11 protein-coding genes and 1 tRNA gene are annotated in these 16,961 nt (G+C 42.5%); 1 reads left to right on the forward strand and 11 read right to left on the reverse strand.

The window, feature by feature from the left end; translation table 11 throughout:
- Nucleotides 1-68: 68 nt before the first annotated feature.
- The 8 genes from DXA60_RS04070 to DXA60_RS04100 form a co-directional block, all read right to left on the reverse strand.
- Nucleotides 69-866: an MBL fold metallo-hydrolase gene (locus tag DXA60_RS04070; protein WP_117919756.1), complete on the reverse strand. Its 798-nt coding sequence runs from the start codon at nucleotides 864-866 to the stop codon at nucleotides 69-71.
- A gap of 4 nt (nucleotides 867-870) precedes the next feature.
- Nucleotides 871-3,312 (reverse strand): cell division protein FtsA, encoded by a 2,442-nt coding sequence (gene pilM / locus DXA60_RS04075; protein ID WP_243006744.1) that lies wholly within the window; start codon nucleotides 3,310-3,312, stop codon nucleotides 871-873.
- A 12-nt stretch (nucleotides 3,313-3,324) separates the two neighbouring features.
- Entirely contained in the window at nucleotides 3,325-3,930 is a 606-nt protein-coding gene (coaE, locus tag DXA60_RS19100) for a dephospho-CoA kinase (RefSeq protein ID WP_243006745.1), read from the reverse strand.
- A gap of 30 nt (nucleotides 3,931-3,960) precedes the next feature.
- Nucleotides 3,961-6,624 carry a DNA polymerase I gene (gene polA, locus DXA60_RS04080; protein WP_199536183.1) on the reverse strand — a complete coding sequence of 888 codons (2,664 nt, stop codon included), beginning with the start codon at nucleotides 6,622-6,624 and terminating at the stop codon, nucleotides 3,961-3,963.
- Nucleotides 6,625-6,646: 22 nt separating this feature from the next.
- On the reverse strand, nucleotides 6,647-8,437 hold the full coding sequence (locus DXA60_RS04085; RefSeq protein ID WP_117919760.1) for an aminopeptidase P family protein: 1,791 nt from the start codon (nucleotides 8,435-8,437) through the stop codon (nucleotides 6,647-6,649).
- A gap of 66 nt (nucleotides 8,438-8,503) precedes the next feature.
- Entirely contained in the window at nucleotides 8,504-8,968 is a 465-nt protein-coding gene (locus DXA60_RS04090) for an acyl-CoA thioesterase (RefSeq protein WP_117919889.1), read from the reverse strand.
- A gap of 61 nt (nucleotides 8,969-9,029) precedes the next feature.
- Nucleotides 9,030-11,570, reverse strand: coding sequence for a YfhO family protein (locus DXA60_RS04095; protein ID WP_243006746.1), 2,541 nt, complete (start codon nucleotides 11,568-11,570; stop codon nucleotides 9,030-9,032).
- 26 nt (nucleotides 11,571-11,596) lie between these two features.
- Nucleotides 11,597-13,627, reverse strand: coding sequence for an LTA synthase family protein (locus DXA60_RS04100; RefSeq protein WP_117919764.1), 2,031 nt, complete (start codon nucleotides 13,625-13,627; stop codon nucleotides 11,597-11,599).
- A 216-nt stretch (nucleotides 13,628-13,843) separates the two neighbouring features.
- Here DXA60_RS04100 and DXA60_RS04105 point away from each other — a divergent pair, with 216 nt between their 5' ends.
- Nucleotides 13,844-13,987 carry an adenylate kinase gene (locus DXA60_RS04105; protein WP_158570861.1) on the forward strand — a complete coding sequence of 48 codons (144 nt, stop codon included), beginning with the start codon at nucleotides 13,844-13,846 and terminating at the stop codon, nucleotides 13,985-13,987.
- A gap of 122 nt (nucleotides 13,988-14,109) precedes the next feature.
- Here DXA60_RS04105 and DXA60_RS04110 read toward each other — a convergent pair.
- From DXA60_RS04110 to thiC, 3 genes are all read right to left on the reverse strand, one after another.
- Nucleotides 14,110-14,182, reverse strand: a tRNA-Thr gene (locus DXA60_RS04110).
- 220 nt (nucleotides 14,183-14,402) lie between these two features.
- Nucleotides 14,403-15,584, reverse strand: a complete 1,182-nt coding sequence (locus DXA60_RS04115; protein WP_117919891.1) for a PIN domain-containing protein — start codon at nucleotides 15,582-15,584, stop codon at nucleotides 14,403-14,405.
- 65 nt (nucleotides 15,585-15,649) lie between these two features.
- A complete protein-coding gene (thiC, locus tag DXA60_RS04120) occupies nucleotides 15,650-16,954 on the reverse strand; it encodes a phosphomethylpyrimidine synthase ThiC (RefSeq protein ID WP_117919768.1) in 1,305 nt (434 codons plus the stop codon).
- Nucleotides 16,955-16,961 lie beyond the last annotated feature (7 nt).

A 16,961-nucleotide genomic window follows, 5' to 3' on the forward strand; every position in this document is an offset into this window, starting at 1 on the left:
AATTTCCACTGTTAAATGTGTTGGCATTTATAAATTTTTCTACTAAATGTCATTAGAAATATTATTTTTTAAAAAACGATACGCTCTGACGGCTCATCCCGTTTTGCCACATACATCGGAAAATCATCACCTTTATAAGGGTTCTCTCCCATTGTTACCTCCAGCCGGACTGTCTCATATGCAAGCTCTGCATAATTATTTTCCTTGCTGAGATGGCCTAAAATAACCGTATTGAAATGATCATGAAGTACTTCTCCTAAAAGCTGACCAGAGAGTTCATTAGAAAGATGTCCCTTTTCCCCAAGAATCCTCTGTTTTAACTGATAAGGATAACTGCCGACCTGCAGCATATGTACATCATGATTTGCCTCTAATAAAAGTACATCCAGATTTTTTATTTTATGAATGATATTTTCATCATAAGTGCCAAGATCAGTTACTACCGCAGCTGTTTTTTCCTCATTTTTTATTTTGTAGGCGACCGGGTCTGCCGCATCATGTGAGATTGAGATCGGTTCGATCAAAAGATCCCCGATTTCAAAGGGCTGTTCCGGCGTTATTGCATGAAATAAAGATTCATCTATTTTTCCGACAGACTTTGTATTCAAAATTGCATCTATCGTACCTTCCGTGGCATAGATCGGAAGCCCGTAACGCCTGGCAATGACGCCCAGTCCAGATATATGATCGATATGTTCATGTGTTACGAGAACGCCTTTCATTTCTTCCGTTTTCAGATCAATTGAATTGAGTCCGTTTTCAATCCGTTTTCCACTGATTCCCGCATCGATAAGTACATGACAGTCATCAGATCCGACACAGATACAGTTTCCGCTGCTGCCGCTTGCTATACTGCATAATTCCATTGCTTTAATTCTCTTTCCATCTAAGTTCGATCGTATCTCCGGCCTTTAATACTGCAGAATACGATGCATTCTCACCATTTAGATTGGTAATGATTGCCCTGCCGTTTGAAGCTGTGAGATCAAATTCGTAAAAATCAAAAATATCTACAAATATATACTGTGGTTTTCCGGTAAGTTTTACCGGCTGACCATTGATATATACTAATACCGCGTTGCCATCTTCCGGTTTTTCATCCGTGTTCTGTACACTCTGTACTTCTGTCTGTTCTGTTACATTTTCAGCTGTATCTTCTGCTGCAGCGTCTGGCACTGAATCTGACTGGGACGCTTCTGCATTCACTGTGTTCTCATCTGTTGCCGCAGCTGCATTCCCGGCATTCACTGTGACTTCATCTGACGCAGCCATGCTGTCTGATCCTGCCGTATTTTCTTCTGATGCAGTAACATCGTCTGTTCCCTCTGTGCTGTCTGCATTTACCTGATCTCCATCTGGTGCGGCAGCATCATCTGTCCCCGCTGTACTCTCCTTTGCACTGCTGTCATCATGCGAAACTGCTGCATCTGCGCTATCCTGTGCCTCTGTCTTTGGCTCTACAATATCCGGTATCTCTTCTTCTTTGTATTCCCCGACAGTCGGTGTCTTTACTTCTTCCTGCTCTAACGGCTGGAATGATGGTTTACCATAAGAACGCACGGTCCACTCGATCGTGAAGTTTTCATAGATCAGGGAATCGAGTGTTGCACGACGATTATTTACTAAGATCACATGCTCAACATTCACTTCCACATCCATAAATTCTGCAAGCTGTCCTACTGTGTAGAAACTTCTGGTCTCCACCTGGTCTCCCTCTTTGATCTGATAGGAAGGCAGCTCTAAATTACCGTTGACCTCTAAGAACTTCGGACATCTTATCACATTTCCATTGACTACAAATGCCACGTAATCAGAAGTATATTCCTCTAACTGATCTAACGTGCAGGATGCCGGCTTTCCCGCTGTGGACGGCTCAATTATGATCTCACAGTTAGGCTCTAAGGCGGCATTCAGGTTTGTCGGCCGGTCATTCATATAAACTGCTGCCGACTCGCCCTGTTCTCCGCGGATGATACGTTTTGCACCGTTTACAAAAAAGTTAAGTTCCGATCCCCTCTTCGGGAAAAGATCCTCGTTCGGGAAACCTGCCTGCAATGCGGCATCCACGATCGTTAATCCCTCATTATCATATAATTTAAGCCGCTCACCATTGAAACGCACCATGATAAATCCATTTCTCTGCTCATAATAATTAAGGCAGATTCCGATCGGTGTTACAAGCAGCGGATCTTTCTTGATATCCTGCTGTTCAAAAACAACTTCCTGCAGTACCTCTTCGCCACGCAGTGCCACACGCACGTCCGGAAGATCTAATTTCTCTGCAAGCATTTTTGTGTAACCATGGATCTTACCACCGCCACCAACGATAAACGCTGCACTGACCGTCTGATCACCATTCAATTCTTTGATCTTGGCAGCTACTGCGGTTGTCATCTCATCCACTACGGGTTTAGTCAGCTCCCATACCTCTTTTGCCGGAATCGTATGCTCGATCAGCATGATATCTTTATAGGTGATCTCATCCTCTGTTGTGCTCTGCAATTTGATATATTCGGCAGTTTTAAAATCAACCAGATAATTCTGCACGATCAGTTCTGTCAGTTCATCTCCTGCAAGAGGAATCATACCGTATGCAATGATGCTTCCGTCTTTCGTAATGGAAATATCGGATGTTCCCGCTCCAATATCGACCAGTGCGATATTAAGCAGACGATAGCTTTCAGGGATTGCAACATTAATAGCAGCAATAGGCTCCAATGTCAGATTTGCTACTTCAAGTCCTGCCTGATTTACCGCCGCATAAAGTCCGTCCACTACATCCTCCGGCAGAAATGTTACGATAATATCTTCGCCGATACGGTCTGCTTTATGTGATTCAATGTTTGAAAATGGCTCATCATTCAAAAAATATCTGACCACTGAATATCCGACACAGTAAAATTTATAATCGGTATCATTCATCTCCTGTAAAATTTTCTGTGCCTTTTCAATTCCAAGCAGATCAAGTGTATGTATATCTTCTCCGGTGACTACGCTTTCCTCCGGATAATCGTAACTGATACTTGTTGTAACCGTCTTAAGCACACGTCCTGCGGCAGCAATACATACTTCTGTCAGGGTTTTTCCGATCTGTTTTTCCAACTGTTCTTTTACTTTTCTTATCGTCCCTGATACACGTCCGATATCATGGATCTGTCCATCTAACATCGCTCTTGTATCATGCTGCATGATATACTGTGCAGTTACGATAAACTGATCCTCTGTACGGTAACCTACAGTTCCAACTACATTTCTTGTACCAATGTCAAGTCCGAACACCAATGACTGTTCCATGTCTTTTCCGTCATTCATCTGCAGTATCTCCTACTCGTTCTCCATATTTGTGATTGCCAAATCAATCTGCTGTCTTGCTTCTTCCACCGTTCCGTTATTATCGATCACCACTTTACAATACTTCCGGTAAACAGATTCCTCTAACTGACTGTCAAAAATCTGCTGTACTTTCTGCATGGAATATCCGCGCGATCTCATAAGGCGTTCTTTTCTTATATCCTCTCTGGTATAAATATACCAAAGTTCGTTACAAATTTCATCATAATGTTCTTCGATCAAAAGTGCCGCCTCTAAAACAAGGATCTTAAGTTCTCCCTTTTCCCGCTCTGCTTCTGCAACAGTTCTGATGTATCTCTTGACTGCAGGATGCACGATTCCATTTAAAGTTTCTCTTTTTCCCCCATCTGAAAAAATAACTGCTGCTAACTTTTTCCGGTCAAACGAACCATCCTCTGACCAGATATCTTCATTCCGGAATCTGTCTTTTAATTTCTGATAACAATCTGTTCCCGGAAGCATCAGTTCGTGTGCGATCTCATCCGCCAGCATGACTTTTACGCCGTCTTTTGTTTCGAGATAATGAAGTATTTCTGATTTTCCCGCACCGACACCGCCGGTAATTCCTATAAATTTCATCTGTTCTGTGCTCCCCGAAACTGAAATATTTTATTTTGCTTCATACCAGTTTTTTCCCACATGTGCATCAATCTCAAGCGTTACCGCAAGGTCTGCTGCTCCATGCATTTCTTCTTCAAGAATCTTTTTGACTGCATCTTCCTCCTCAACCGCTGTCTCCACCAACAGTTCATCATGCACTGTTAAGATCAGACGCGATCTTAAATTTTCTTTTAACAGTCTGTCATGCACACGTATCATTGCGATCTTGATAATGTCTGCCGCCGTTCCCTGGATCGGAGAGTTCATGGCAACACGTTCACCAAACGAACGCTGCATAAAATTGCTGCTTGAAAGTTCCGGTACCGGACGTCTTCTTCCAAACATCGTCGTTACATAGCCTTTTTCTTTTGCCTCTGCCACAAGCCCATCTAAAAACGTCCTGATCTTTGGATAAGTTTCAAAGTACCGTTCAATATACTCTGCAGCTTCTTTTTTGCTGATGCTTAAATCCTGACTCAGTCCAAACGAACTGATTCCATATACAATCCCGAAATTAACTGCCTTGGCATTGCGTCGCTGCAGGTCTGTCACTTCATCAAATGGAATGTGAAATACCTGGGAAGCTGTGATCCTGTGAATATCCTGTGCCTCCCGGTATGCTTCAATAAGCTTTTCATCCCCGGACATATGTGCTAAGACACGAAGTTCAATCTGAGAATAATCAGCGTCCATAAACTCAAATCCCTCTTTTGGAACAAATGCCTTGCGGATCAGTCTTCCAAGTTCAATACGCATCGGAATATTCTGAAGATTCGGCTCCGTACTGCTCAAACGTCCGGTAGCTGTGATCGTCTGATTAAAACTGGTATGGATTCTGCCATCTTCTGCGATATAGTTTACCAGTCCGTCCGCATAGGTGGACTTTAACTTGGTAAGCTGACGGTATTCTAAAATATCGGAAACGATCGGGTATTCCGGTGCAAGCCGTTCTAACACATCTGCTGCCGTTGAGTATCCGGTCTTTGTTTTCTTCCCATATGGCATGGAAAGTTTCTCGAATAAAATTACTCCAAGCTGTTTTGGGGAATTGATATTAAATTCTTCCCCAGCCTCCTCATAAATCTGTTTTTCCAGTTCTGTGATACGCACTGCAAGTTTATCTCCATACTCCATCAGCGCATCCCTGCATGCAATGATTCCCTCATTTTCCATATCTGCAAGAGTAAATACAAGTGGCATCTCAATCTCGGAAAATAGCTGATCCATGCCCTCTTCTTTCAGATCATCTTCGAGTGTCTTCTTTGATGCCTGCGCCACATATGCCATGTAGCATACATAACTTAGGAATGCTTCCGGCGCATTTTTCATTGCCTGCTCTATGGTCTGTTTTCCAAGAAGATCCGCCTTAGACGGCACCATCTGTCCCAGATAGTCTTTTGCAATATCTTCATATGGATATTCATTTTTTAACGGATTCAGAAGATAGGCTGCGATCACTCCGTCAAAAAGATCTGATAAAGCAATATTACCATTTTCCTGACGTTCCAGTAAACCAAGTGCTGCAAGCTGTGGTTTTAAATCAAGTGTCGCATAGGATGCAGCCTCGCTTGCAGTAAACATGGAAAGGATCTGCTTTGCAGAAAGATTCTCTCCAGCTTTTATAAAAAAGGTTTCTTTCTCCCCAATTGAAACTGCAGCTCCAAGACAGCGTTCATCGCTGCCTGATACAATATAAAATCCACAATTTCTGCCGCGCAGTTTTGCAAATACTTTTTCTGCTTCTTTTTCATCTTCGACAAGTTTAAAATGTTCTGCCGCCTGATTCTTCGGTGTTTCCACCTCAAACCGGTTCAAAAGATTCTTAAACTCCAGCCGTTTGCAGAGAAGATATGCCTCCTCGGTATACAGAGTGGAAATGCCGTTTATCTTAGCACCGGCAAGATCATAGTCAATGTCTGCGTGAATTTCGATCGTTGCAAGAGTCTTGCTCATCTGTGCAAGATCATAGTATTCTTTTAAATTTTTGCTTGCACGCGGCGGCTTTAATTCATCCACATGCGCATAGGCATTTTCAATACTTCCGTATTGCGCAATGATCGCAGTTGCCGTCTTTTCACCGATCCCAGGCACACCCGGAATATTGTCCGCTGTATCACCCATCAGTGCCTTGACATCTATAAATTCGATCGGTGTTACCTGATACTTTTCTTTTACCTCTGTGGCATTGTAATCTTCAATCTCTGTACCGGTGCGCTTTGTTTTTGGGATACGGATCTTTATATGATCCGTTGCAAGCTGTAAAAGATCACGGTCGCCGGAAACCACTGAAACGGTAAGACCTTTCTGTTCGCTCTGTTTTGCAATGGTTCCAAGCAGGTCATCTGCCTCGTAACCGCCTTTTTCGATCGTGGTGACTCCCATCGCCTTTAACATTTCTTTTATGAGCGGAACCTGTTCTCTCAGTTCCTGTGCCATCGGCTTTCTCGTGCCTTTGTATTCGGCGAACATTTTATGGCGGAAAGTCGGCTCTGACACATCAAATGCAACCGTCAGATAATCCGGCTGCTCCTCCTCTAAAATCTTGAACATAATATTCAAAAATCCATAGACTGCGTTCGTATGAAGTCCCTCCGAATTCGTCAGATCCGGGATTCCGAAAAATGCCCTGTTCAAAATACTGTGTCCGTCAATCAATACCAGCTTTCCGCCCATTGTTCTCTCCATTCTCTGTCTTTTAGATTGCTCTTGTGTAGCGTTTCAGCCACTCATTTTCCTCCGGTGTCATATACGGGGAAATGGTATCATATACCATCTTATGATAATCATTTAACATCTTTTTCTCACGTGCGCTTAAAAGATCCGGATCGATCGCATCAAGATCGATCGGCGCATAGGTAATATTTTCAAATTCCATGAACTGACCATACTCATTTTTCTCAGCCTTACGACATACAAGTTCATTTTCCGTACGGATGCCGTATCTGCCCTCTAAATATACGCCCGGCTCATCTGTCGTGATCATTCCTTCTTCTAAAACACCATTGTCATGACGCTCCGGCACAACTCTCCAGCGGAAACCATTCGGTCCCTCATGTACGTTTAACACATACCCAACGCCATGTCCGGTACCGCATTTATAATCAATGCCCATCTCCCAGAGAGGACCGCGGGACAAAATATCAAGGTTTAATCCGGTACATCCATATAAGAACTTCGCATGTGCAAGATTCATATTCGATCTGCATACGGTTGTGAAATGCAGACGCATCTCATCTGTGATCGGTCCAAGTGCCATGGTTCTTGTGATATCCGTGGTTCCCTCAAAGTAATGTCCGCCGGAATCCACCAGTAAGAATCCTTCCGGTTTTAATTCCGTATCTGATTCCGGTGTTGCAGCATAATGCATCATCGCAGCATTTGCACCATAAGCACAGATCGTATCAAAACTCAACTCAATAAAATTCTCCTGCTCTCTTCTTCGCGTTTCAAGATAGTCAGAAGCCGAGATCTCTGTCATAGGGATCTTGCCGATATTTGTCTTGAGCCAGTACATGAACTTCGTAAATGCAACACCGTCTTTTACATGTGCAGCTCTGGTGTTATCCACCTCCGTCTTATTTTTTACTGCTTTCATAAGCTCGGTCGGGTTCGGTTTATCCACAACTTTGATTGCTTTATCAAGACTGTTTACGATACGGTAATTAACCATGCCGCGGTTCATCAGCACGACTGCGTCTGCCGGGATTTCCGGTACATAATCGTAGACCGCATTATATGGTTTTGTAATGATATGGTTTTCATCCAGATAAGCACGGATCTTATCATCCACTACATCCTCCTGCAAAAACCAGATACATTCTGTTTCTGTCAGCGCCAGATATGACAATACGACCGGCACATAATCAATATCATTGCCACGGATATTTAAAAGCCATGCGATATCATAAAGAGAAGTTAAAATATGGACATTTGCACCATTCTCCTTCATAGCTTTCCTTAGATCTGCAATTTTATCCGCGGTGCTTTTTCCGGAATATTTTTCTTCTAAAATAAATAAAGGCTGTTTTGACAATGCAGGGCGGTCTTCCCAGATCAGGTCGATCAGATCTTCTGTCACATGCATGGAGGCATTTTTTGCAGAAGCAATTTTTTCAAGTTTACCTCCCCAGGTACCGTTTACAACACGTCCGTCAAATCCGAGACATCCACCTTCGTTTAATTTATCTTTTACAAATTCATCTACGGTCGGCACGCCCTCTTCGCCCATGCGGTAGAGTGTAACTGTGCTGCCCTTAAGCTGGTTTTCCGCCTGTACAAAGTAACGTCCATCCGTCCAGAGCCCTGCCTCCTCTGCTGTGATAACGGCAGTTCCTGCAGAACCGGTAAATCCGGTAATAAACTTTCTTGCCTTAAAATGGTCTCCTACATATTCTGATTCATGGAAATCAGCCGTCGGCACAACATATACAGTGATCCCTCTTTTCTCCATCTCTGCACGCAGTGCCTTTAATCTTTCCTGTATCATTTCTTACTTTCCTCTTTCTTATATATTTTCCAAAATCTGTCTATTACATGATGGCTGTTTCTTCCATCACGCATCCGTATACTCAAAAAACTTCGTATCGATCTCCGGATAAGATCGTTTTAATGAGATCGGTCTTCCGGAACGGTTCAAAAAGCAGTGGGAACTCTTTCCGGTTGTCCGCAGTTCTCCGGTCTCTTTGTCTGTCATCCGGTATTCCAAATCCATCTTGATACCATTATAACGGGTGATCTTTGTCTCGATTACGACGGTATCATCAAAATGTACCATGCTGTGATACTCACAGGATACGGAGAGCACAGGACTTATGATCTCCATCTCCTCCATCTGTTTGTAACTGAGTCCGATCTGATCCATGAGATCCATCCTCGCCTCTTCCATCCATTTGATGTAATTTGAATGATGGATGATCCCCATCTGATCCGTCTCATAATATTTTGCATGATGCTCATATGGGCGGATTTTGATATCATCGGCATTTTCATTATAAATTTCTATCTCTTTTTTACTCATATAAATCACTACCTTTCTCAAACTCCTCCAAACTATAGTATCTCACAGAACCGCTTTAATTTCAATGGTGCCTTTTTATCCATGCGGTCAGGATAACGATCATAACACAGACAAATGAGATCCCGGCTCCCACCATAAATCCAGGTGTCCGGTAACGCAGTTCGATCGTGTGTGTTCCTTTTTCAAGATAAGTACTGATAAATGCCTCTCCAAAAACTTCCGGCTTGGTTTCTTCTCCATCAACATACAATTTCCATCCGGCATCATCCGCCACTGAAAAGATCAGCCGTCCTTCTTTTTTCACATCGATCGTTCCGGTGATCTTCGTATCGGAAAATGACGTCATCTCCATCGTCTGCTCATTTAATGTCTGATAAGCAGTATCTACTGCATCGAGATTTAAGGCATATGCAGTAATGTTCACCCTCTCCTCGCTGCTGTTTTTGATCTTTACTTCCGTACCTGCCGTGCAGTATCCAAGATCAAGCGTATAACCATGTGAAACTTTCGTGAAAGATTTTGTCCTGCCGTCACTGATCTCTTCTGTCAGGCTGTCCACGGTCGTCGAATCATAGGTAGCAAAAATGTATGCATCTTCCTGCACATCGATCGTTGATTCTCCGACCACTGATTCCGATGGGATCTCTGTCAGCATCGTCTCATCTGCACCGAGAAGTTCTGCAAGTTTATTCTGCGCTGTGATCTCGTCTAAATCAGAATAATCCCACGCTTCGATCACATTCTCATCCATCATAAAGCCAAGCGGGAGCACGTATTTATTTTCATAGAGATAAGTGTTTCCGCTTCCTGCCACAAAAGAACGGATCGGGTTTGCCTCAAGCGCATTATCTGCGATCACATAGCGCAGGGATAACATCGCAGATAAAAGCGGTGTTGCCCCATTCACGCAGTAAAAATTCTTACCGCCCTCCATTCCGACTGCCTGATAAAAATGACTGACATCTAAATTCATCAGTGACGAAAACTGTGTTGCAGAACGATATCCATACAATGCTGCATCATTTTTCGTTTTACGCTCTAATTCCTCTGTCCGGTAAAACAATACGCCTTCCTTCTGTGCCTGATCTTTTGCCTCTGCAAGTACCGCATGATAATCATCCACCGCCTTTACATAAGCAGTCCTGCTTGTTGTCTCAAGTCCGGTCACATTGTAATTAAAGAATAATTCTAACAGCATCGCTACGCAGCCAAAGACAAGCATGATCTTCTTCAGTTCTTCCCTGGTTGCCCTTTTGATCCTTCCGATCTTTTTTACCTCATCTTCCCGGATACATTCCTCCGCATAAAAATAGATCAGCAGTACCACAATATAACTTCCCAGAAAAACATAAGTTGCCGTTGCCGCACTCTCCCCTAAGATTGTCCCATCAGAAAGATGATAGGAAACCGTCATCAGACCGATCGATGTCACTCCTGCAACGATCACATCTAAAAACCGCGTCCCTTTAAAATGTAAAAATGCCTCATATGCAACCGCAAGCAATAAAAATGCGTATAAAAAAGTCTGTCTTCCCGGCAGGGAATCAGGAAAATGCATACCATGCCAGATGAAATCAAGTATATTATTTGAAAAACTGAGAACAAAAAATACTGCCAGAATTCCACGCGCCAGCTTCTTTTTCCAGGATATTTCACGATTAAGCAAATATAGTACAAACAAAAGAATAACAAATACTCCACAGTAAATATTGGGCCAGTGGTCTTTTCCTGTATAGGGCTCTGCCATCACAGAATGTCTTCCCAACTCCGCAATAATGTTAAAATACCATTCCATCGTATCCGGGAACGAAATATTCTGTGACCCACTCGCACCAAGTGTGATCGCCTCAGGAATGATCAGAACTGCACCCGTTCCACCTGCCAGAAGAGAATAAACTGCAAAACGAATCCAGGCACCGATCCCTGTTTCCTTATTTTCAAGCCATGTGATCAAAAACCAGATCACCTGAAAAATGCATACCATGATCGCAATGTAATAATTACTGATAATGCATAAAGACAGCGAGATATAATAAAGCAGTACCTTTTTCTCTTTGATCAGTTTTTCGAGTCCAAGAACAACAAGCGGCGCTAACATCATACAGTCTAACCACATGATATCCCATGCATAGGCTGCGGAGAATCCGCACAATGCATAGGCTGTCGCAAAAATACTGACCGCAATATGATTTTTTTCAAAGTGCTCTTTTAAATAATAACCAAAAAACAGTCCCGCAAATGAAATTTTCAAGATCACAAGCAAGGTCATAAATTCGATCACATGATTTTGCGGACATAACAGCAGCAGCCAGTTCAGGGGGCTTGCCAGATAATAGGCATACAGAGAGATGAAATCTGCCCCCAGTCCGACATTCCATGAGTAAAACAGACTGCCGCCATGTTTGATCTTATCCATCAGCTCCGTGAAAAAAGGACAGTACTGATGGTACATATCAATGTGTAAAATACACTGCTCTCCAAACGGATAAACGTCATGAAGGATACATATCACAACCAGAATAAAAAATGGCAGAAAGAATGAAGCAAGAAGCGGCATTCTTTCTTCCCACAATTGATTTTGTAGTTTCTTTTCTCTTTTCAAAACAAAACCTCTCTTTTTATCATTTTCTAATTGACAGTTCCATGATCAAACAACTCATAATACTGCAGTTTCCGGTAAATATCCATCTCATCTTTTTCATCGGAAGCCCGCACTTCACTGCCATCTGCTTTTACCGTACGCACGGCAGAAATGACCGGATATTCTGTCTTTAAATGCATCAGATAGGAACGGTATTCGTCCAGTGGAACACCTGCACGCTCTAACACTTCTGCTGCAAGATAATTTGCACTCGTATCTGCACCCGTTTCCTCATCAATATCATAATTTGCCCATACCACATAAGGAACCTGATAACGCAGTTTCTGCTGTTCCTCTGTCAGGTGATTCCAGGACATTCCATTTTTTGCAAGAACCGTAGATGCAACGGCATCACTCGGCTGGTGATCCCCGAAGAAAACGATCACTGTTTTTTCATCTGCATCTTTAAAATAAGAGATTAAAGACTCCAACGCTGAATCAGAAAGTTTTACCAGCGATAAATACTGCTGCAGCGAAAAATTAGTGGAATCTTTCACTGAGATATCCGGGGTAAAATTGCCATACTGATCCTGATATCCACCGTGATTCTGCATTGTCACATTAAAAACAAACAATGGTTTATCTGTTTCTTTATTTTCATAAAATTCGATAATCTTATCCACACAGCTCTCATCACTGATATACTGTCTCACATACTGTGGATTCACATACTCATCTTTAAATACACTTTCGTTAAAACCTAACATCGGATAAACCGTATCACGTTCCCATCCGCCTGCATTGTATGGATGTGTTGCAATCGTCTGATATCCTAATGTTTTCAGATAATCCGGAAGTGCCTTTAAATCCCCATTGATATACTGCTGGTACGGAATACTTCCCTGTGGAAGAAATGCCATGGTATTGCCGGTCAGAAATTCAAACTCGGTATTTGCCGTATTTCCGCCACATACAGATACGTTTAACATTCCGGTAACCGTATTTTCTGCTCCCTGTTCCAAGCTGTGAATAAACGGCATGTAATCCTCATTTGTCTCAAAATCACCCAGAACCGACAGATCCGAAAACGACTCATTCATCATCACAATGATATTTGGAAGTTCTTCATCCTTTTGTGTATCATCTTTTGCTGCCGGATCAGTATCCTCCGACATTGCACCTCCTGCTCCGTAGGAATCAAGCACTGCCTGTGCCTCCGAGTCACTGTAATGCTCCGGTTTATCGATCGACATATATGCAAGATTCATCACAAATGTGACTGCCATTCCATCCACATCTGTCATGTAGACCGGTGTAAACAGCTTATTATAAAGTCTGTGGCTGTTCTGAAAGCTCTCCTGCTGTAAGGTTCCCGCAAACAGTGAAAGCACCACAGCCACAAGTGCTGCCGGAATAAGCCGTTTCCAAAATACAAAACGTGTTACTTTTACCTTTATAAAATGAAATAATGCGATTGCCACAAGAAACACCAGTGTTACCACGACCATACGCGTATCCGGCATAAAATTATAATTATCCGCCACACTCGCCGCCGTTTTCCATGAAAAAATATCCCACGGCACGATCGGATTTGTACGGAAACGCACTACATAACTGTTTGCAATACCATAGATCATCGCCACACCATAAACGATCCGGTGTGTTGTCTTTAATTTTCCTGTCAGCAAAAACAGTACAATCGTTACCAGTAAAAACAGTACAATATTAAAAAACTGAGCCCACGGACGCACGACCATAAACGGATTGTGTGAATAACACTCCATAAGATAAAAACATGCCGCAGGCGGCAATATGACAAGCAGCAACGATATGATACTGCTTCCTGCCTTTTTTAAAATATCATTCTTCTTATCCGACTTTTTGTTCCTGGCTGCTATTTTCTCATTTCTCTGCTCTTTTAATTTTTCCCAGAAACCTTTTGGTTTCGTATTTTTTCTTTTTCTGCTAGCATTCATGTCAAACCTCATTTCAAGTGTGTATCTTCCCTTTAGATAATTAGCCGAATGATATTTTAGCACATTCCTCCAGCAAATAACATCTGTTCGTAAAAAATTCATAAATTCATAAGTTTCCAGTATTGCAACACTATTTCCCAGCCTTTATTTTTTGCATGTTCTGTCGAATAAAATAGTTATTTTGACGCTTTATGTTAATAAAGCAATAATCTTTCCCACAGACGTCTTTATTGTCTTGACATTTCAAATAATTTTTTTTAACATGAAAATATATACAATACCTGTATCGATTTGAGTGGCGCAAAAAGGAAGATGAAAATGAATAGTGAATCTGAAATCAACCGTCTGACAAAAGAGAATGAAACTTTCCGAAAAATCATTGAAACACAGCAGCATACGATCAATCTTCTCATTGATCATTTTATTGCTGGTAATACAGATAAACAGATCAAAAAGAACTAAATTTTGTATTTTTATTAAAAAAACAGAGCGACCGTCTGCCGCTCTGTTCCTTTTATCCGTGATAAAAAATCTTCCTTCAAAGTATACAATCTGCTGTTTATGATCTTTTTGGGCATAAAAAAAGCTGCTGACGGGAATCGGACCCGTGACCTCCGCACTACCAATGCGACGCTCTACCGACTGAGCCACAGCAGCATTGTGTTTTTCAACACCTGTATTACTATACAATAGGATTGTACGCTTGTCAAGCATAAAATGCAGGAAATTTTTGTAATTTTTCAAAAAATTTACACAATCCCAGATCAACATTACATGTCTCACCGGGATTGTGTTCTTCGGGTCTTCTGGCCAGATGGTGTTTTGTCACCACATCCGTTATGTTCTTCCCGTTTTGTTTCAATCAGCCTCTCCTTTTTTACATCCGATTCATAATCTTGATGTGTGACTTAAAAAGAGAATAATATTTCATTCCCTTATCTTTGCCATAATGTCCCTGCAATGCAGCTCTTAATGAATTGAGATTCTTTCTCTTCGCATTTGCCTTATACAAAAACGAGGAAAAATCTTCCGGACAGTCCAGTTTTGGATCACTGTAGGCAAATACTGTCTGACAATAAACATCAAACTTCTCTTCCTCACTGATCGCATTCTGATTCTCACGGCAGATTGCATATGCAGAACTGTTCTTTGCCTCCTGGTAAAGTTCTTTTCCGATCTCTTCCCCAAAGAACAATACCAGTGCATTGTGAAAATCTGCAAGACGATCTTTGCTGATGCAGGTAAGCAGGCTGCGGATAACCTCATCCTGTTCCTTTGAAATCTCTGGTGTTTTCACCATTATATTCTTCTCTGGATCTGCATCTGACAATTCTTCATCCTGCTGATTTCCATCTGCTGTTTCATCCGGTCTCATAATTTCATCCGGCATTTCCATCTGAATCTCTTCTGGTTCAGACATTTCTTCTGATTCCGCATATTTTTCCGTCTGTACCTGTTCTTCCGCAGTTACCGTTTCGTTTTTCATAGACTCAGCTGTCTGCCCTGTCGCAGCTTCTGTCTCGTGTTTCAGAAATTCTACGGTCTGCCCTGTCGCAGTTTCTGTCTCGTGTTTCAGAAACTCTGCCGTCTGCCCTGTCGCAGCTTCTGTCTCGTGTTTCAGAAACTCTGCCGTCTGCCCCGTCGCAGCTTCTGTGGAATTTTCCAAAAACTCTGCTGTTTTTGTCTTCTGCTGTAATCTGCGGCTTAATTCTTTTCCGCTGATACGCTGTACCGGCATATTACGCTGTTTCCAATAGCGGACTGCTGCATCAAATCCGGTATCATTTGAAACGATCACATAACAGTTTTCCTGATTTTCACACAACATATACCCAAGCTGTGTAACAAGCTGGAAATCAAGTGCATTGCTTCCCTCAAAACATTTTATAAACTCTGCTTCTTTCTCCGTCTCCTTTAATAACCTCACATTTTCGTAATTCATATGCGGACTTTTCTGCGTATAAAATACGATCACTTCCTCATCAGGCTGTGATGCTACCAGTAACGGCACCCATATATCTCCTACATTCTCACTGTCAACCAAATATATTCTTTTCATCTGATCACCGGCTGATCGAAACACATTTATTATAACATAAGACGGAATCATGCCTCTACTCTTTTTTACAGAATATCAATATATTCTCCCGCAAGTGCTTTATTCATGCTGCGTACTGCACAGAATTTTCCACACATGGAACAGGTATCCTCGTGTTCCGGTTTTCTGCTGTTCCAGATTGCTTTAGCCGTTTCCGGATCTATTGCACATTCCCACTGTGCATCCCAGTCTAATACACGTCTTGCATCTGCCATCTTATCATCGATCTCCCTTGCTCCACGGACACCCTTTGCAATGTCTGCTGCATGTGCTGCGATCTTCGATGCAATGATCCCCTGTTTTACATCCTCCACGTTTGGCAGTGCCAGGTGTTCTGCCGGTGTGACATAACATAAGAATGCTGCTCCGTTCTGCGCTGCGATTGCTCCGCCGATCGCAGATGTTATATGGTCATATCCTGGTGCAATATCAGTAACCAACGGTCCTAACACATAAAACGGTGCACCCATGCAGATAGTCTGCTGAATCTTCATATTTGCTGCGATCTGATCCATTGGCATATGTCCCGGTCCTTCTACCATAACCTGTACATCTTTCTCCCATGCACGTTTTGTCAGCTCTCCAAGTCTTACTAACTCTTCGATCTGGCACACATCGGAGGCATCCGCAAGACATCCCGGACGACAGGCATCGCCAAGCGAAATGGTAACGTCATGCTCACGACAGATTTCAAGGATCTCATCGTAATATTCATAAAACGGATTTTCTTCTCCAGTCATACACATCCACGCAAATACAAGAGAACCTCCGCGGGAAACGATGTTCATTTTACGCTTATGTTTTCGGATCTGCTCGATCGTTTTTCTTGTGATTCCACAGTGCAGTGTCACAAAATCCACGCCGTCCTCCGCATGCAGACGTACCACATCAATAAAATCTTTTGCAGTCAGTGTCGCAAGATCTCTCTGATAATGGATCACAGAATCATAGATCGGCACTGTACCGATCATAGCCGGACATTCTGCGGTCAGTTTTCTGCGGAACGGAATTGTATTTCCATGAGAGGATAAATCCATAATAGCATGTGCGCCCATATTGACTGCCGCCATAACTTTCTCCATCTCCACATCATAATCTTTGCAGTCCCTTGACACACCAAGATTGACATTGATCTTTGTGCGGAGCATGGACCCCACGCCCTCCGGATCAATACATGTGTGATGTTTGTTTGCGCAGATTGCAACTTTTCCCTCTGCTACAAGCGGCATCAGTTCCTCTACTGTCATACGCTCCTTTTTTGCCACGATCTCTAATTCTTTTGTCACAATGCCTTTTCTTGCTGCATCCATCTGTGTTGTATACTGTTCCATACATTTT

Source organism: Roseburia sp. OF03-24, from assembly GCF_003463035.1.
Lineage (GTDB): Bacteria > Bacillota > Clostridia > Lachnospirales > Lachnospiraceae > Roseburia > Roseburia rectibacter.